The sequence below is a fragment of the Paenibacillus sp. BSR1-1 genome (assembly GCF_030403775.1).
Lineage (GTDB): Bacteria > Bacillota > Bacilli > Bacillales > Cytobacillaceae > Neobacillus.
On sequence record NZ_JAQMWQ010000001.1, the window covers coordinates 178,083 to 196,240 of the forward strand.

Annotated in this window: 15 protein-coding genes; all 15 read right to left on the reverse strand. The window is 39.5% G+C overall.

The genetic code is table 11. The features are described 5' to 3' along the window. Positions 1 to 39: 39 nt before the first annotated feature. The gene (pnp, locus tag PH210_RS00845; protein WP_289982265.1) at positions 40 to 2,157 is read right to left on the reverse strand and encodes a polyribonucleotide nucleotidyltransferase; all 2,118 of its coding nucleotides are present in this window, start codon (positions 2,155 to 2,157) and stop codon (positions 40 to 42) included. A 241-nt stretch (positions 2,158 to 2,398) separates the two neighbouring features. Continuing rightward, positions 2,399 to 2,668, reverse strand: coding sequence for a 30S ribosomal protein S15 (gene rpsO, locus PH210_RS00850; RefSeq protein ID WP_223588488.1), 270 nt, complete (start codon positions 2,666 to 2,668; stop codon positions 2,399 to 2,401). A gap of 170 nt (positions 2,669 to 2,838) precedes the next feature. Then, positions 2,839 to 3,792 (reverse strand): bifunctional riboflavin kinase/FAD synthetase, encoded by a 954-nt coding sequence (gene ribF, locus PH210_RS00855; protein ID WP_289982266.1) that lies wholly within the window; start codon positions 3,790 to 3,792, stop codon positions 2,839 to 2,841. Positions 3,793 to 3,823: 31 nt separating this feature from the next. Continuing rightward, positions 3,824 to 4,744, reverse strand: coding sequence for a tRNA pseudouridine(55) synthase TruB (truB, locus tag PH210_RS00860; protein ID WP_289982267.1), 921 nt, complete (start codon positions 4,742 to 4,744; stop codon positions 3,824 to 3,826). 60 nt (positions 4,745 to 4,804) lie between these two features. Next, a complete protein-coding gene (gene rbfA, locus PH210_RS00865; protein ID WP_289982268.1) occupies positions 4,805 to 5,176 on the reverse strand; it encodes a 30S ribosome-binding factor RbfA in 372 nt (123 codons plus the stop codon). A gap of 17 nt (positions 5,177 to 5,193) precedes the next feature. Beyond that, a complete protein-coding gene (locus tag PH210_RS00870; RefSeq protein ID WP_289982269.1) occupies positions 5,194 to 5,475 on the reverse strand; it encodes a DUF503 domain-containing protein in 282 nt (93 codons plus the stop codon). After that, a complete protein-coding gene (infB, locus tag PH210_RS00875) occupies positions 5,472 to 7,796 on the reverse strand; it encodes a translation initiation factor IF-2 (protein WP_289982270.1) in 2,325 nt (774 codons plus the stop codon). The genes PH210_RS00870 and infB overlap by 4 nt, the downstream gene beginning before the upstream one ends. Before the next feature lie 19 nt (positions 7,797 to 7,815). Next, positions 7,816 to 8,118 carry a YlxQ family RNA-binding protein gene (locus PH210_RS00880; RefSeq protein ID WP_223588499.1) on the reverse strand — a complete coding sequence of 101 codons (303 nt, stop codon included), beginning with the start codon at positions 8,116 to 8,118 and terminating at the stop codon, positions 7,816 to 7,818. Positions 8,119 to 8,126: 8 nt separating this feature from the next. Next, positions 8,127 to 8,399, reverse strand: coding sequence for an RNase P modulator RnpM (rnpM, locus tag PH210_RS00885; RefSeq protein ID WP_289982271.1), 273 nt, complete (start codon positions 8,397 to 8,399; stop codon positions 8,127 to 8,129). Positions 8,400 to 8,416: 17 nt separating this feature from the next. Beyond that, positions 8,417 to 9,538 carry a transcription termination factor NusA gene (nusA, locus tag PH210_RS00890; RefSeq protein ID WP_289982272.1) on the reverse strand — a complete coding sequence of 374 codons (1,122 nt, stop codon included), beginning with the start codon at positions 9,536 to 9,538 and terminating at the stop codon, positions 8,417 to 8,419. Positions 9,539 to 9,573: 35 nt separating this feature from the next. Then, positions 9,574 to 10,044, reverse strand: coding sequence for a ribosome maturation factor RimP (gene rimP / locus PH210_RS00895; protein WP_289982273.1), 471 nt, complete (start codon positions 10,042 to 10,044; stop codon positions 9,574 to 9,576). Between the two features lie 378 nt (positions 10,045 to 10,422). Then, the gene (locus PH210_RS00900) at positions 10,423 to 14,748 is read right to left on the reverse strand and encodes a PolC-type DNA polymerase III (protein WP_289982274.1); all 4,326 of its coding nucleotides are present in this window, start codon (positions 14,746 to 14,748) and stop codon (positions 10,423 to 10,425) included. Between the two features lie 159 nt (positions 14,749 to 14,907). Beyond that, the gene (gene rseP / locus PH210_RS00905; RefSeq protein WP_289982275.1) at positions 14,908 to 16,170 is read right to left on the reverse strand and encodes an RIP metalloprotease RseP; all 1,263 of its coding nucleotides are present in this window, start codon (positions 16,168 to 16,170) and stop codon (positions 14,908 to 14,910) included. 17 nt (positions 16,171 to 16,187) lie between these two features. Next, complete coding sequence (gene dxr, locus PH210_RS00910; RefSeq protein WP_289982276.1) at positions 16,188 to 17,330, reverse strand: 1-deoxy-D-xylulose-5-phosphate reductoisomerase; 1,143 nt, start codon at positions 17,328 to 17,330, stop codon at positions 16,188 to 16,190. Positions 17,331 to 17,349: 19 nt separating this feature from the next. After that, positions 17,350 to 18,144: a phosphatidate cytidylyltransferase gene (locus PH210_RS00915; RefSeq protein ID WP_289982277.1), complete on the reverse strand. Its 795-nt coding sequence runs from the start codon at positions 18,142 to 18,144 to the stop codon at positions 17,350 to 17,352. Positions 18,145 to 18,158 lie beyond the last annotated feature (14 nt).

Sequence of the window (18,158 nt, forward strand, 5' to 3'; positions counted from 1 at the left end):
TCAGGAGCGCACCCCTGACTTTCCTATTTGATTAAAGTATTATTTTGATTCTTCCTCTTTTTCCTTCTGTTCCTTTAAAACGGCCTTCCGTGATAGGTTAACCCGGCCTTGCTTATCTATTTCTGTTACTTTTACTAACAGTTCGTCGCCGATTTTAACAACGTCCTCGACCTTCCCTACGCGCTCCTCGGCAAGTTCAGAAATATGGACCAAACCATCTTTTCCGGCAAAAATTTCAACGAATGCACCGAATTTTTCAATTCGCTTCACTTTTCCTAGGTACATCTGTCCAACTTCCACTTCGCGAACAATATCCTCAATGATTTTCTTCGCTTTTTGGTTCATTTCTTGGTTGGCAGAGGCGATGAAGATCGTACCATCCTGTTCAATATCGATCTTAACACCAGTTTCTTCAATAATTTTATTAATTTGCTTTCCACTTGGTCCAATAACATCACGAATCTTATCAGGGTTGATGTTCATCGTTAAGATTTTTGGAGCAAATTGTGAAAGTTCCTCTCTTGGTTCCGCTAATGTAGCAAGCATGGAGTTTAAAATATGCATTCTTCCAACCTTCGCTTGCTGCAGAGCCTCTTCTAAAATTTCACGGGAAAGACCTTCAATTTTTATATCCATTTGCAATGCCGTTACGCCTTTTGCAGTTCCAGCTACTTTAAAATCCATGTCTCCAAGATGATCTTCCATACCTTGAATATCGGATAAAACGGTATAATGTTCCCCGGACTTCACGAGACCCATCGCAATTCCTGCTACAGGTGCTTTAATTGGCACCCCGGCATCCATCATTGCTAATGTGCTTGCACAAATACTTGCTTGGGAGGTTGAACCATTTGATTCAAGAACCTCAGATACAAGACGGATTGTATAAGGAAAATCCTTTTCTGAAGGTATGATTGGTTCAAGTGCTCGTTCTCCAAGTGCACCGTGACCAATTTCACGTCGGCCTGGTCCACGGATTGGGCCAGTTTCCCCAACACTAAAGGATGGGAAGTTATAATGATGCATAAACCGTTTCTCTTCCTCTATTCCTAATCCATCAAGGATTTGGACATCACCCATTGCACCAAGCGTACAAATGCTCAAGGCTTGGGTTTGACCTCGAGTAAACAAACCTGAACCGTGAGTACGCGGCAAGATACCTACTTGTGAAGATAACGGACGAATTTCATCTATTTTACGGCCGTCTGGACGGACCTTTTCAACAGTAATTAAGCGGCGAACTTCACCCTTAACCATCTTGTCCAAAATTTGTTTCACTTGTTTCAAATCTTCATCGGTTGCTTCTTGTTCCTCATATTTTGCAATAACCTGATTTTTTACTTCTTTTATTGCATCTTCACGGGCATGCTTTTCTTGAACTTGAATAGCATTTACCATATCGGCTTCACAAAGTTCTCTAACTTCTGCTTCAAGTTCTTTATCAATTTCATAGAGATTTATTTCTCTTTTTGGCTTGCCAATTTCAGCGACAATTTTTTCTTGGAATTCAATCAAGCGTTTAATCTCATCATGACCAAACATAATTGCTTCCAGCATGGTTTCTTCCGGCACTTCAAGCGCACCAGCTTCAACCATGTTAATCGCATCCTTCGTGCCGGCTACTGTTAAGTGAATATCGCTTTTTTCTGCCTGCTCGACAGTTGGATTGATGACAAATTCATTGTCTACACGGCCAACTACAACACCGGCAATTGGACCTTCAAATGGAATATCTGAAGTGCTAAGTGCCAAAGATGAACCAAACATTGCAGCCATTTCTGTCGAACAATCTTGATCAACACTCATCACAATGCTAATCACTTGAACATCATTGCGGAATCCATCAGCAAAAAGCGGGCGTATCGGACGGTCTATTAATCGGCTCGCTAAAATCGCCTTTTCACTTGGACGGCCTTCGCGTTTAATAAAGCCCCCTGGGATTTTACCAACTGCATATAACCGCTCTTCGTAGTTAACTGTTAATGGAAAAAAGTCTAAATTTTTAGGTTCTTTTGAAGCTGTTGCAGTACTAAGGACCGCTGTATCCCCATAACGAACAAGGACTGCACCATTTGCCTGTTTTGCTAATTGTCCAATTTCGACAGATAATTTGCGGCCAGCCCATTCAATGGAGTACTCGTGTTTCGTTTGTTCCATATTTTTACCCCTCTCTATCTAAATCACTTAGGAGGATGATGCGAAAGAATTACTTTCACTGTAATCATCTTACTAAATCTTTTAATTATAAAAAAAGCCTAAAAAGCTTATGTTATCAAGTCAATCACATATAATAGTATGCACAAATAAGTCCAGTCTTAAAATATGTATAAAAAATTCTTTATTTTTTATCCTTTAAAAAAACCTAATAAAAAAGCGGGAAAAATCCCGCTTCTGTAGACTAACGACGTAGGCCAAGCTTATTGATTAACTCACGGTAACGTTGTACGTCTTTGTTACGTAGGTAAGTCAAAAGATTACGACGTTTACCAACCATTTTCAAAAGACCGCGACGTGAGTGGTGATCTTTCTTGTGAGTACGTAAGTGCTCGTTCAAATTGTTGATTGATTCTGTAAGGACAGCGATTTGAACTTCTGCAGATCCAGTGTCGTTCTCATGAGTTTTATACTCATTGATTAGTTCATTTTTACGTTCTTGAGTGATTGCCATCCAGTTCACCTCCTAAATTTACAAATCCCCATTTACCGAGCAAACGTTGGTGACTCGACTTGCCAAGCAAAGGTTATTTTTAATACGTATTTAAGAATACAACCTTTTCCGTCAAAAAGCAAGCTAAAACCTTAATATAATGTAGGAAAAACTTCTAAGACCGACCAAACTTAAAAAGAATGTCGATTTCTTTCAAAGTAGGCTAATGCCGTTAGCTTGTCTCTTTCAATTTGGGCAACAAGCTCCTCAATTCCAGAAAATTTTTGTTCCTTGCGAAGGTATGGATGCCATTCGATGATCACTTCTTCTCCGTAAATCTCTTGATTAAAGTCAAACAAATGAACCTCAACGGAAACTCTTAAAGATTCTTTATTAAAAGTAGGCTTATATCCCACATTACACACACCGTTAAACCAAAGATTCTTAACTTTCATTCTTACTGCGTAGACACCAAGTGGAGGGATGATATATTCTTCATTAACGCCTATATTAGCAGTAGGAAAACCAATGGTTCTTCCCCGTTTGTCTCCATGAATGACTATTCCAGAAGTTGTATAAAACCTCCCAAGTAAATTTGGAAGATCCTCCATATTCCCTTCCTTTAACATCTTACGGATTCTTGTTGAGCTTACCTTTTCATTCCCTTCTGAAAACTTGGGAACGATGGTATAGGAAAATTCCTCTCTAGAATGGAAGGGCAAGGTTTCCATTGTCCCTTTTCCCATCCGGCCATAAGAAAAATCAAATCCAGCTACAACATGTTTTACATTAAGACCTATCACAAATTGATCAATAAATTCTTGAGGTAGAAGATTGGCAAATTCAGCTGTAAAATGGATGATAAATAGGTAGTCAATCCCTAACCCCTCAATAATTTTGATTTTTTCTGATAACGGAGTAATGTATTGTACATGCTGTTCACCTTTCCCTAACACAACGGAAGGGTGGGGATCAAAGGTCATGACCGCACTTTGAAAACCTTTATTTTCAGCCTGTTTTTTTGCCTCTAATATGACCTGCTGATGACCGCGGTGTACACCATCAAAATATCCCAAGGCCATCGCAAGAGGCGGATAATCGTGTTTTTTTAAATTGAATGGAAAACTAAGCTTCTTTATTTCCAAATGAAACTCACCTTTTCTTATACCGTAACCTTTACACTATCTCATTTCTTAAGACTTTAACTGGTTTAAGCAGCTCTGGCTTAGTGGGATGTTTTGAATAAATTGCAAGAGCCAGCCCCTCTGTAGTTTCAGCGATAATAGGTCCGTTACTTGTTTTTAAATGTTCTGGTATTTTTAATAGTGCACCATTTTTCACTTTCTCTGCTACTGTATCATTAATCAGTAATTTCGGCAAATGAGAAAGTGCGGTTTCTAAAGGCTTCAAAATCTCTTCGATTTTTCCAGCTTCCATAAACTGTTCAATTTCATCAAAGGTAAAACAATCCTTTAATTCAAAAGAGGCCGATTGGATTCGAGTAAGCTTAGACATATGCGCTGGGTATCCTAGAGCTTCACCAATCATTACTGCTAACGTGCGAATATATGTCCCTTTGCTGCAGCTGACTCTAAAGCGGAACTGGATTGTCTCCCCAGTAAATTCATTCCGATCATCGAGGAGGTCAATGGAATAAATATTTACCTTCCTGGTTGGCCTTTCCACTTCTATGCCTTTCCGTGCATATTCATAAAGACGTACTCCCCCTACCTTTACTGCAGAATACATTGGCGGAGTCTGTTCAATTTCGCCTGTCAGGGACTCAAGAACCTTCATAATTTCTTCGCGGTTAATGGTCCTATCTATTTGCTTCTGTTCAACGATTTCTCCAGAAGCATCTTCAGTTGTTGTCGAAAAACCAATAGTTACTTCACCTTCATAAGCCTTCCCGGCATCCGTAATATACTCGGCAACTTTGGTTGCCTTTCCGATACAAATAGGAAGAACCCCTGTCACATCTGGATCAAGTGTCCCCGTATGTCCTACCTTTTTTGTTTTTAATATCTTTCGTAATTTAAAAACACAGTCATGAGAGGTTAATCCTGCTGGCTTAAATAATGCTAAGATTCCTTCCAATTAATTCTCTCCAATCTAAAATTAATAAATTGAAAAAAGGATAGACAAATGTCTATCCAGTTATTCTTCTTCATGTTTTTCCATTGGTTTATCGCTGTCGTGTAATTGATGAAGAAGTGTTTCAATTCGATTTCCATAATCGATTGATTCATCGAATTCAAAAATGATTTCAGGTGTTTTTCGTAAACGAATACGATGGCCAATTTCAGTACGGATAAACCCTTTTGCTTTTGCCAGGCCTTTTAACGTATTCTCTCTTTGCTCGTCATCACCTAAAACTGAAATAAAAACTTTTGCTTGCTGGAGATCTCCTGTTACTTGAACATCTGTAACTGTAACAAAGCCAATCCGTGGATCTTTAATTTTACGGCCGATGATGTCACTTAGTTCTTTTTTCATTTGTTCTCCCACACGATTTGCTCTGTGGCTCATAAAATTCACCTCTTAACTTAAAGCCAATCTATATCGGTGATCGTTCTTTCTATTTCAGGAAAAGAGTCGATTAGTTTTAATGCGGACTGCAATTCCTGTTCAGTCGAAACCCTATTAGAGGTGACCGCAACGATAGCAATTTTTGTCCGCTGCCATACATCTTGGTAGTCCACCTCTGATACGGATATATTATATTTTTGTTTTAAGCGGGATAATATTCGCTGTAAAACGGCTCGTTTCTCTTTTAAAGAATGAGCATCATATATGATACATTCACAAACGGCCGAGCCAATTATCATTTACGCTCAATTTCTTCCATAACGAAAGCTTCAATGATATCTCCTTCTTTAACATCATTGAAGTTTTTAATGGTAATACCACATTCGTAGCCCTGTGCCACTTCTTTGGCATCATCCTTAAATCGTTTTAGGGCATCGATTTGACCTTCAAAGATAACCACACCGTTACGAATTAAACGAATACCGCTGTCTCGGGTAATTTTACCATCGGTTACATATGAACCAGCAATTGTACCTACTTTGGAAACCTTGAAGGTCTGACGAATTTCTGCCTGCCCAATAATTTTCTCTTGGAATTCTGGGTCAAGCATTCCTTTCATGGCGGATTCCATTTCTTCAATTACTTTATAAATGATGCGATGAAGCCTTACATCAACCTTTTCTGCTTCTGCTGCACGCTTGGCGTTCGCATCAGGACGAACGTTAAATCCAATTACAATCGCATTTGAAGCAGCGGCAAGACTAATATCAGATTCATTAATGGCACCAGCGCCACTATGAATAATCTTAATGTTAACACCCTCAACATCAATTTTTTGCAAGGATGCTGCAACTGCCTCGGCAGATCCTTGAACATCAGCTTTTAAGATGATGTTTAGATCTTTCATTTCTCCTTGCTTTAATTGATCAAAAAGTGTCTCTAGGCTAACAATTGATTTTTCGCCGCGTTGAGCTGCCAATGCTGTTTGAGCACGTGCTTCCCCAACTTGACGAGCTGTTTTTTCGTCTTCGAAAACAACAAATCGGTCGCCGGCTTGCGGAACGTCATTAAGACCGGTAATTTCAACAGGAGTTGATGGGCCAGCTTCCTTCACACGTCTGCCAAGATCATTGACCATTGCACGAACACGGCCGAACGTATTTCCTACAACAATTGGGTCACCAACTTTAAGAGTACCATTTTGGACTAACAAAGTGGCTACTGACCCACGGCCTTTATCCAATTGTGCCTCGATAACCGTTCCGACTGCTTTGCGATTTGGATTTGCTTTATATTCTTCCACTTCACCTACTAGAAGAATCATTTCAAGGAGATTATCAATACCTTCTCCTGTTTTTGCAGATAGAGGAACGAAAATGGTTTCCCCGCCCCATGCTTCAGCAACTAATCCGTGTTCGGTTAATTCCTGCATAACGCGGTCTGCATTTGCGGCTTCTTTGTCCATTTTATTTACCGCTACGATAATTGGCACTTCCGCTGCTTTGGCATGATTGATTGCTTCCACTGTCTGTGGCATAACACCATCATCGGCAGCTACAACTAAAATGGTAATATCGGTAATTTTTGCACCGCGTGCACGCATTGTTGTGAAAGCAGCGTGTCCAGGTGTGTCAAGGAAGGTAATTTTCTTACCATTCTCCACAACTTGGTAAGCACCAATATGCTGGGTAATCCCGCCTGCTTCGCCTTCTGTCACTTTTGTGTTTCTGATGGAATCAAGCAAAGTTGTTTTCCCATGGTCAACGTGACCCATAATCGTTACAACTGAAGGTCTTTCCACAAGTGATTCAGCTGAGTCTTCAGTAAAGTATACTTCAAGGTCAGTTGTATCAACTTTAATTTCTTCTTCAACCTCAACGCCATACTCACCTGCAATCAATTCAATTGCATCTTTATCTAAAACTTGATTGATAGTCGCCATGACGCCAAGTAAAAAGAGCTTTTTAATAATTTCTGATGGCTCACGATATAATTTCTTAGCAAGCTCTGCAACCGTAAGTGATTCACTAAAGGTAATTTTAGCAGGAAGCTCTTTTTCCTTTTTCTTTTGCGGTTGTTGTGTTTGCTGAACATGAGTATGATTTCTCTTTTTATTATTATTATTATTATTGTTGTTACGATTTTGATTATTGTTGTTATTAAAAGGCTTATTCTTAGCTTTTCCAGAATTAAAGGCTTTATTTTCTTTTGACTGATATTCCTGATCATGTTTTTTGCCTTCTTTATTCTTTGGCGCCGCCACTACTTTCACCTTACTAGGCACAACAGTTTTATCGTCATCATCCTCAAATGCTTTAGGTGTCGACTTTACTTGGACTTGAGGCTTATTATTTTGCTGTTGTTGTGCAGGACGCCCGTTTGTTCGGTTTGCCTGCGATCCCGATCCATTGCTTTGCTTTTGCTGCGAACTACTTCCCTGCTTTTGCTGCTGTGCATTCTCTTTATTATTGTAAGTTGCGTCCAGCTTTTTAATGTCTGAATCCTCTAAAGTTGCCATATGATTTGAAACCTCAATATTCATTTCTTTTAGTTTTGTAATAATTTCTTTACTTGAAATATTATGTTTTTTTGCATATTCATAAACGCGTAGTTTACTCATTTTTTCACCCCCGCAAGATTTAATCGAGCAACGTTACCAGTTTCTTAGCAAATCCATCATCCATAACAGCTACAACAACGCGGGCTTCTTTGCCAATCGCTTGACCTAGGAGAAAACGGTTCTCCACTAATTTATATGGAACCTCATAAGAATTACATTTATCTGTAATTTTTTTAGTTGTATTTTGAGATGCATCTGCGGATAATAAAATGAGTTTTGCTTTACCGCTCCGTATCTCCTTCACAGAAAGCTCCTCACCCGATATGATTTTGCGTGCTCGATTGGCCAAGCCAAGCAATGACATCCATTGATTTTGATTCATTTGGATAGTCAGTTCTCCTTCTCTATTAGCTCAAGTAATTCATCATATATCGAATCATTTATTGTAACATCCAGATGATTCGATAAGGTATTTTTCTTCTTGGCTAGTAAGATTGCTTCTTTGTCCTTAGAAAGGTATGCCCCCCTGCCGGATTTTTTTCCCGTCAGGTCGATGGAAACTTCCCCTTCTTTAGAGCGAACGATGCGAACGAGTTCTTTTTTCGGTTTCATTTCACCGGTTGCCACGCATTTGCGCATAGGAACTTTTTTCTTATTGTTCACGATCATTCACCTCTACTTTATTCCAATTCTTCATCATAGTTGAAATCATCATCAACTTGATCGTCAAAAAGTCTTATTGTTTCTTCTCTTGGATAGATTCCAACTTCTCGAGCATCAGTTTCAGATTTGATATCAATTTTCCAGCCAGTCAGCTTGGCTGCCAAACGGGCATTTTGTCCGCGTTTCCCAATTGCCAGGGATAGCTGATAGTCAGGAACAACGACAGTGGTAGCTTTCTCATTTTCATTTACCATTACATCTAAAACTTTAGATGGGCTTAGTGAATTGGCAACAAAGACCACTGGATCATCAGACCATTTTACGATATCAATTTTTTCACCTTTTAATTCATTTACAACCGCTTGTACCCTGGTTCCCTTAGGACCAACACAAGATCCTACTGGATCGACCTCATGGTTTTCGGAATGGACAGATATTTTTGAACGATCCCCAGCTTCTCTGGCAACTGATTTGATTTCAACAGTTCCGTCATAAATTTCAGGAACTTCAATTTCAAATAAGCGTTTGAGTAATCCAGGGTGAGTCCTAGATACAAAAATTTGTGGACCTTTTGTCGTTTTTTCTACCTTTGTAATAAATACTTTTATCCGATCATGCGGCTTATATCTTTCATTCGGCATTTGTTCATTTACCGGCAGCAAGGCTTCAATCTTTCCAAGGCTTACATAAATAAATTTGGAATCAAGTCGTTGAACAATCCCTGTCATAATATCTTCTTCACGGTCGATAAATTCTGAATAAATAATTCCGCGTTCAGCTTCCCTTACACGCTGAGTGACCACTTGCTTTGCCGTTTGAGCGGCAATTCTGCCAAAATCCTTTGGCGTTACTTCCATTTCTACGACATCTTCAACCTGATAGTTCGGATTAATCCTTCTTGCATCTTCGATTGAAATTTCTAGACGCGGGTCGAATACCTCGTCAACCACTTCTTTTCTCGCAAATACACGCATAGAGCCTGTTTGTAAGTTTAGATCAATTCTTACGTTCTGCGCTTGATTGAAATTACGGCGATAAGCCGAAATCAATGCGGCTTCAATAGCTTCAATTAATATATCTCTGGAAATACCTTTTTCTCTTTCCAGTATCGTAAGAGCATCTAATAATTCGCTGCTCATCTGTTTGTATCCCCCTAATCCTCTTCAATTTATTGCTACGAAAAAATAACAGCCAGTCTGGCACTTGCCACTTTTTCATAGGGAATTTCAATAGTTTTCTTTCTTGTTTTGATTTTCACTTCGATTTTTATGGTTTGACCATCGAATTCTAAAAGCTGACCTTCGAAGCTTTTTTCACCATCAATTGACTCATAAGTTTTGATAAAGACATTTTTGCCAAGCGCTTTTTCGAAATCCTTCGCTTTTTTTAATGGTCGTTCAGCCCCAGGAGACGACACTTCAAGAAAATAGTTATGTGGGATTGGGTCCACTTCATCAAGTTTTTCACCTAACTTTTCACTGACCACTCCGCAATCCTCTATATCTACACCAGTCTCTTTATCGATATATACGCGAAGAAACCAGTTTTTTCCTTCTTTGACATAATCGATTTCGACTAATTCTAAACCAAGTTCTTGAAAAATTGGTGCAGCAAGCTCTTCAACCACTTCCGTTACTTTGCTCATGCTATACCTCCCTTTCCAATTATTCCACCCATATTTTATGTAGTTCACGGAAAGTTTTATCAAGTTACTCTGTAAAAAACCTTTATAACAAAGACGAAAGAGTGGGAGGATTCCCACTCTTGTACACGAGAGTATTTCTTAGTATTTCCAATAAAACTATAACATAACCATGATTGATATGCAAACCATAACCAAAAGCGGAAGCGACTTCGGAACAAGCTACGCTTGTTCCTGCGAAGCTTATTCTCTTAGAAGCTTTCCTTATTGTTCAGGGGCGACAAGCATAAGACAAGCACTGACAGAAGGCGCTTTTTGCCTTCCGAAGTGCTTGTCTTATGACTCGAGCCCCTAGGCGCTGTAGCTAGACGTTAAACAAAGTTAGAAAAGGGATAACTGGTTTTGTTCTGGCAAAGATTTTAAACAGCCTTGTTTATCTAAATACTCCAGTATGGTTTTTGATACCTTGCCGCGCTGCTGCAGGTCTTCTTTTGATAAAAATTCTCCATCTCCTCTTGCCTTCACAATATTAAAGGCGGCATTCGTTCCAAGTCCAGGAATCGAATTAAACGGTGGAATTAATGTATTTCCTTCAATGATAAATTCAGATGCATCAGATTTGTATAAATCGTAATTTTGGAAGGAAAAGCCTCTTTCAGTCATCTCAAGTGCCAGTTCCAGTACGGTCAATAAGTTTTTCTCCTTGTTAGAAGCCTCTAGACCCTTTGCATTGATTTCTTCGATTTTTGCCTTTATGGCTTCTGAACCGCGTGACATAGCCTCAATGTCAAAATCCTCCGCACGGACTGTAAAATAGGCTGCATAATAAAGGAGAGGAAGATGAACTTTAAAATAAGCAATTCTGACAGCCATTAATACATAGGCTGCAGCATGGGCTTTCGGGAACATGTATTTAATTTTCTTACAAGAGTCAATGTACCACTCCGGCACTTCATTCTTCCGCATTTCTGCTTCCATTTCTTCGCTTAATCCCTTACCTTTACGAACTGATTCCATAATCTTAAAGGCAAAGGACGGGTCAAGGCCTTGGTAAATGAGATAAACCATGATATCGTCACGACAGCCGATTACTTCACTCAAATTACAGATCTTATTATGAATTAACTCCTGGGCATTTCCCAGCCACACATCCGTTCCGTGGGATAGACCTGAGATTTGAACCAATTCTGAAAACGTCGTTGGTTTCGTATCCTCAAGCATCTGACGAACAAAACGTGTACCGAATTCAGGGATACCCAGTGTTCCCGTTTTACACATGATTTGATCCTCGGTTACACCTAATGATTCCGTACCGCTAAAGATTTTCATGACTTCAGGGTCATCAGTCGGAATCGTTTTTGGATCCATTCCGCTTAAGTCCTGAAGCATCCTTATGACCGTCGGATCGTCGTGACCAAGGATATCAAGCTTTAAAACATTATCATGGATGGAATGGAAATCAAAGTGGGTTGTTTTCCATTCAGAATTTCTATCATCAGCAGGAAATTGAATCGGTGTAAAATCATAAACATCCATATAATCTGGAATAACAATAATACCTCCGGGGTGCTGACCCGTTGTTCTTTTAACTCCTGTGCAGCCTGAAGCGAGGCGTTCCACTTCCGCACCGCGGATTTGCAGATTATTGTCTTGCTGATAAGCTTTCACGTATCCAAATGCCGTTTTATCCGCAACCGTGCCAATTGTTCCTGCACGGTAAACATATTCTTCACCGAACAAGACTTTTGTATAGTTATGAGCACGCGGCTGATATTCTCCCGAGAAGTTCAAATCGATATCGGGAACCTTGTCCCCCTTAAATCCGAGGAAGGTTTCGAACGGGATATCGTGACCATCCTTACGGTATTTTTCACCGCAATTCGGACAATTTTTATCAGGCAAATCAAAACCAGATCCTACAGATCCATCATTAAAAAACTCCGATTGTTTGCAGGTAGGGCAGACATAATGCGGCGGCAATGGATTTACTTCGGTTATTTCGGTCATGGTTGCGACAAAGGAAGAACCAACCGATCCTCGAGAGCCTACAAGGTAGCCATCATCTAAGGATTTTTTCACGAGTTTGTGTGAAATCAAATATATAACGGCAAACCCATGGCCGATAATACTTTTTAATTCTTTCTCAAGTCTGGCTTCCACGATTTCTGGCAGGGTATCCCCGTAAATCCTTCGTGCCATGGCGTAACTCATCTCACGCATTTCCTCATCGGCACCTTCAATTTTCGGGGTATATAAATCGTCTTTAATAGGTTTAATAACTTCAATCATATCAGCAATTTTATTGGTGTTTGTCACGACAATCTCTTTTGCCTTCTCTTTGCCGAGGAACGAGAATGCTTCGAGCATTTCATTCGTTGTTCGGAAGTGAACGTCCGGCAGTTCATGACGATTAAGAGGATTGGCTCCACCCTGTGAATTAACTAATATTTTTCGATAAACTTTATCATTTTCATTTAAATAATGGACATTCCCGGTTGCAACAACTGGAATCCCTAATTTATCACCTAGGGCACAAATTTTTGAAATAATATCTTCCATGGCCTTTTCATCACGGACCAATTCCATTTCAATCAACGGGGCATTAACTTCCTTTGGCATAACTTCAAGATAGTCGTAAAAACCTGCAAATGCCTCTACTTCTTCCGGAGACTTCTGCATCATCCCTTCAAACACTTCGCCTTTATTACAGGCAGAACCAACAATAATACCTTCTCGATATTTTTGAAGAACAGACCTTGGAAGACGTGGAACTCTATAAAAATATTCGATATGAGAAATCGAGATGAGTTTAAATAAGTTCTTTAAGCCAGTTTCGTTTTGTGCTAATAAAGTGCAGTGATAAGGACGAGCGCGCTGATAGGCATTTCCTTTTCCCATATTATCGTTAAATTCATCATGATACTCAATTCCTTTTTCAAGGGCATCCTTTAACATCTTTAATAACAAGTACCCAGTTGCTTCCGCGTCATAAATTGCACGGTGGTGCTGTGTTAATTCAATATCAAACTTCTTTGTTAACGTATTTAAACGATGGTTTTTTAATTCTGGATAAAGGAAACGACCAAGCTCGAGTGTATCAATAACTGGATTCTTTGCTTTCTCCAGACCTATTTGTTTATAGCCTACATTCAGAAACCCCATATCGAAAGAAGCATTATGGGCGACAAGGACCGAATCTCCAACCCAATCATGGAATTTCCGCAATACCTCTTCGACCTCAGGAGCATTTTGCACCATATCATCGGTAATTCCAGTTAAGTTGATTGTCGTTGCTGAAAGCCGGTGATGCGGATTAGCAAACGACTCAAAGCGGTCAATGATATCCCCATCCTTCACTTTAACTGCCGCAAGTTCGATAATGGTATCATAAACTGCAGAAAGCCCGGTTGTTTCAACGTCAAAGACAACAAACGTATCTTCAGCCAATAGTCGGTGGGCATCATTATAAGCGATTGGTACACCATCATCTACTAGGTTCGCTTCTACACCGTATAATATTTTGATATCATTTTTCTTTCCGGCACCGAATGCCTCTGGGAAGGATTGAGCAACCGCATGATCCGTAACAGCAATAGCCTTATGGCCCCATTTTTTTGCCTGGGCAATTAGCGTACTAACAGGTGTAACAGCATCCATTTGACTCATAGGTGTATGCAGGTGAAGCTCTACACGTTTCTCCCCTTCAGGAGCAGTATCTTTCCGCCCCTCAGGTTTAATTTCATTAATATCGTTTCCAATCATAACGAGGTCGCGAACAAAGGTGTCATTTTGAATGCTTCCCCGCACCCTAACCCACATACCTTTTTTTACAAGCTGGAACAGCGCGGCATCCTCTTTGTCACGCGAGAACATTTTTACCATGATTGAGCTGGTATAGTCGGTAACTTTAAAGGTTAACAATGAACGACCGCTTCTTAATTCACGAATTTCAGCATTAAAAATGTAGCCTTCAACCGTAACTCTTCTTTCTTCATCCACGATTTCAATCATGCTGCGAAGGTCACTATCATCCTTGATCGTAAGTCCAATCGAAAGCGGTCCTTCCGGTACTTCTCCGCTCGCTTGTTCCTTTTCCGCTTCTTTCTTCTGCAGTTCTACCATTGCCTGAAGTCCGCGTTCATGGTCTTCTTTTTGCTTGGCTAGCAGGAATTGCTGATATTCTTCATTTTTATCTTCACTTTTAATTTCTGTCTCAATCGATAAATTCGGAAAACCATAGGTTTGAAAAATATCAGCGATGATTCCACCGTATTTTCGTTTTAATGCTTGACCTTCTGTATCATTACGGACAGAAATAGTTATCTTATTTCCATTCACTTCTGGAATTTGTTCATTTAATAGCTTTACTAACGGGGGAGCAATGCCATCTATTTGCTGAATGCCGTAACTCCAATAGTCTCGTATTAATTCTGCCGATATGGTTTGATCAATTACGCGAATTTCATGTGAGATGTTGGCAATATTTGAAAAGGTTCTTTCAAGCTGTGAAGCGAATAAAACATATACATTATATGGAAGGATTTTCTCGAATAAAAACTGAAAATGCCACTTCCTTGCTTTTTTTTCAACCAATAATCGTTCAATTTGGGCATTGTTGAAATGCACTACTACAGCATCCTCGATCAATTTCAGCTGCTGGAGCAAGAGTTGGAATCGCTCTTTTTTGCCTAAGGCATTTTCGCTCATCGTACCCTCTCCCATCTATTAAAAATCATATTATCTCTTTGTCAAAAAATAATTATATCACAATACAGTAAACTATTCGGCTTTATTCGACATAAAACTTCATCCATTTTGTAACCACTTTTACCAAAAAAATAGGGACCGCAATTACGGTCCCGTTGTTTATTTTAGGAAAAATCTTTGAATGTCATTCCAAGTCACCACGAGCATGAGTAACATGAGGAGGGCAAATCCAATAAAGTGGACCATGCCTTCTTTTTGTCTGTCGATTGGCTTTCCTCTGACCGCTTCAACAGCAAAAAACATTAATCTTCCGCCGTCAAGGGCTGGAATAGGCAATAGATTCATGATTCCTAGGTTTATGCTTAAAATCCCTGCCCATTTCATTAAATAATAAATCCCCGATTTAGCAACTTCATCAGTAGACTTATAAATTCCCACAGGACCTGAAAGAGCATCAATGGAAAACTGACCTGTAACTAATTTTCCAACCATCACAAAAATTTGCTTTGTCCAAAAATACGTTTCCGTTGCACCGGCAGTAACTGCTTTTACTGGAGATTTTTCAAAGGGACTGTAAACACCAATTAGCCCCATTTTTTTCCCCTCAACCGTTTTTTCAAGAGGAGTTACTTGAATTTCTTTCTCTTTTCCGTCACGGATAATTGAAAAATCCAATTGCTCATTAGGGTTTTTTCTAATGATTTCAACAACATCAGACCAGCTTGAAATTTCAGAACCGTTGATACTTTGAACAACATCTCCTTTTTGAAGACCGGCTGCTTTAGCGGCGCCATCAGGTGTGATTTCCCCTAATTTCGGTTCATTAGTCGGGACACCCTGTAATAAAGCAATAAGGGAAAAAACAATAAATGCTAGAACAAAATTCATCATCGGTCCTGCAAAAATCGCCATAAATCGTTGCCCTAACGTTTTCGAACCAAATTGACGGTCAATAGGGGCAATTTGCGATTCCACGCCGTTTTCCACGATTACAGCCTGCGGATGAATCGTAAAGGTTCGCATGTTTTCTTCGTCATCCTCTGGAAAACCTTTAATAATTAGATCTTTTTCAATATCCGCATATTCTACTTCAACAATACGGCAATTTGGATATTTTTCCTTATTATTCAAAATTATTTTGCTTACATTATCTGCTTTATCAAATAATAGTCCAATCCGGTAGCCTGGCTTAATTTCAACCATCTCTGGATCTTCGCCTGCCATCCTGACAAAACCGCCGATAGGTAGTAAACGAATGGTGTAAGTAGTTTCACCTTTTTTATGAGTAAATACTTTTGGGCCCATACCGATCGCAAATTCACGGCAGAGGACACCTGCTCTTTTCGCAAAAATAAAATGACCTAATTCATGAAAGAAGACGAGTGCGCCAAAAATCACAATAAAGGCAATAACAGTACTCAATAATAAAACCACCTTTTTTATAGAAGTGAACGTACATATTCTCTCGTTTCTTTATCTACCTGATGAATCGTTGTTAAGCTTGGATGTTCAATCGTTTGATGAGCGCTTAGTGCCTTCTCGATCAAATCTTCAATTTGTAAGAAACGAATTTTACCTTCTAAAAATGCTGCCACAGCTACCTCGTTCGCAGCATTTAATACGGTCGGCATCGTTCCGCCTTCTTTGCCTGCTAAGTAGGCAAAATGCAAGCATCTGAACCGTTTAACATCCATTTCCTGAAAATGTAGTTTTCCTATCTGAGCCAAATTCAACCGATTTGAAGACGGAAGCGGCAGCCGGTCTGGGTAAGTAAGCGCATATTGGATGGGCACTCTCATATCCGGTGTTCCTAATTGGGCGATTACACTGCTATCATGGAATTCGACCATGGAATGGATAATACTCTCTTTATGCAGCAGTACATCAATCTTTTCATAGGGCATTTGAAACAACCAGTGGGCTTCAATGACTTCTAATCCTTTATTCATCATCGTAGCCGAGTCAATGGTAATCTTAGCCCCCATGGACCAGTTTGGATGATTTAATGCTTCATTAACAGTAACATTTTCTAATTCCTCTCTTGTTCGGTCGCGAAAGCTGCCACCGGAGGCAGTTAGAATTAATCTTTCTATATTCTTCTCCCTCTCGCCCTGTAAGGCTTGGAAAATAGCTGAATGCTCACTGTCCACAGGAAGAAGCGGGACATTATTTCGTTTTGCGGCTTCAATTACTAAATGCCCAGCCGTAACAAGGGTTTCCTTATTGGCAATCGCAATGATTTTGCCGCATTCAATCGCCTGTAAAGTAGGATTTAAACCGACACTTCCTAAAACGGCATTAACGAGAATGTCAGCCTTCTCGTAAGTTGCAACCTCTATAAGCCCTTCCTCACCATAAGTGAATTTCACGGTCGGATATTCTGCTTTTAATGTATTACAATCAACATGTTCTTGTACAGAAACCAGCTTCGGCTGAAATTCAACAATTATTTTCCTAGCGAAATCGATATTTTTTCCAACAGAGAAGGCTGCTAATTTAAATTCCGTTGGGTGCTCACGAATGATATCTATGGTTTGAGTGCCGATTGAACCTGAGGCACCCATTAAACTAATGGTTTTCAAAAATGAATCACTTCCTTGCTCAATACCAAAGGTGGAATAGATGTAACAACGGCCAAACAAATAACAAACTGTCAAAGCGGTCAAGAATACCACCGTGGCCAGGCAGGATATTCCCCGAATCTTTCACAATAAAATGGCGTTTAAAGGCCGATTGAACAAGGTCGCCTATTTGTCCAAAAACAGAAAGGACAACGGTTATTCCCATCAATGGAAGCAAGCCGACATTGATATTTGAAAGGAATTCAAACAGGATAGCGACAATAACAGCACAAACGACACCACCTATTGATCCCTCAACAGTCTTATTTGGGCTAATTTCCGGCCAAAGCTTGTTCTTCCCAAGTGCTTTTCCGATAAAATAAGCACCAGAGTCCGTTGCCCAGATAATAAATAAAGAATAAAAAATGAATACAAGTCCGCCTTCATCACGGGTTTCAAAAAAGAAATAGAAGCCGATACCCACATAAATGGAAGAAAGTATAGAAAAAGCGGCATCTTCAAATGTATATCGATTTTTCGTTATCACAGTATACGTTAGTAACAACATGATAAACACAATACATAGCTCTGTTTTCGAATAATAAAAGCTATCGATAATTTGATTATATTTCTCAGGGAAAAGAATGACCCAGAGAAATAAAAGAGATAGTAATCCATGAACGGAAAAAATGTTAAGATTTTTCATTTTTAACAATTCATATAATCCAATTGTCGCTAAAAAATAAGATAATATTACAGCTGGAAGCCCGCCATAAAAGACGATTGGCAGAAAAAGGGCTGCAGCTATAACTCCTGTAATAATTCTTTGCTTCATTTAATAGTTCAACA

Bases quoted from the DNA above. Each gene is read 5' to 3' on its own strand.
- PH210_RS00915 (WP_289982277.1), bottom strand. From the start codon at position 18,144: ATGAAGCAAAGAATTATTACAGGAGTTATAGCTGCAGCCCTTTTTCTG.
- rimP (WP_289982273.1), bottom strand. From the start codon at position 10,044: ATGAGCAAAGTAACGGAAGTGGTTGAAGAGCTTGCTGCACCAATTTTT.
- pnp (WP_289982265.1), bottom strand. From the start codon at position 2,157: ATGGAACAAACGAAACACGAGTACTCCATTGAATGGGCTGGCCGCAAA.
- PH210_RS00880 (WP_223588499.1), bottom strand. From the start codon at position 8,118: ATGAATCAAAATCAATGGATGTCATTGCTTGGCTTGGCCAATCGAGCA.
- nusA (WP_289982272.1), bottom strand. From the start codon at position 9,538: ATGAGCAGCGAATTATTAGATGCTCTTACGATACTGGAAAGAGAAAAA.
- infB (WP_289982270.1), bottom strand. From the start codon at position 7,796: ATGAGTAAACTACGCGTTTATGAATATGCAAAAAAACATAATATTTCA.
- rpsO (WP_223588488.1), bottom strand. From the start codon at position 2,668: ATGGCAATCACTCAAGAACGTAAAAATGAACTAATCAATGAGTATAAA.
- PH210_RS00870 (WP_289982269.1), bottom strand. From the start codon at position 5,475: ATGATAATTGGCTCGGCCGTTTGTGAATGTATCATATATGATGCTCAT.
- PH210_RS00900 (WP_289982274.1), bottom strand. From the start codon at position 14,748: ATGAGCGAAAATGCCTTAGGCAAAAAAGAGCGATTCCAACTCTTGCTC.
- rbfA (WP_289982268.1), bottom strand. From the start codon at position 5,176: ATGAGCCACAGAGCAAATCGTGTGGGAGAACAAATGAAAAAAGAACTA.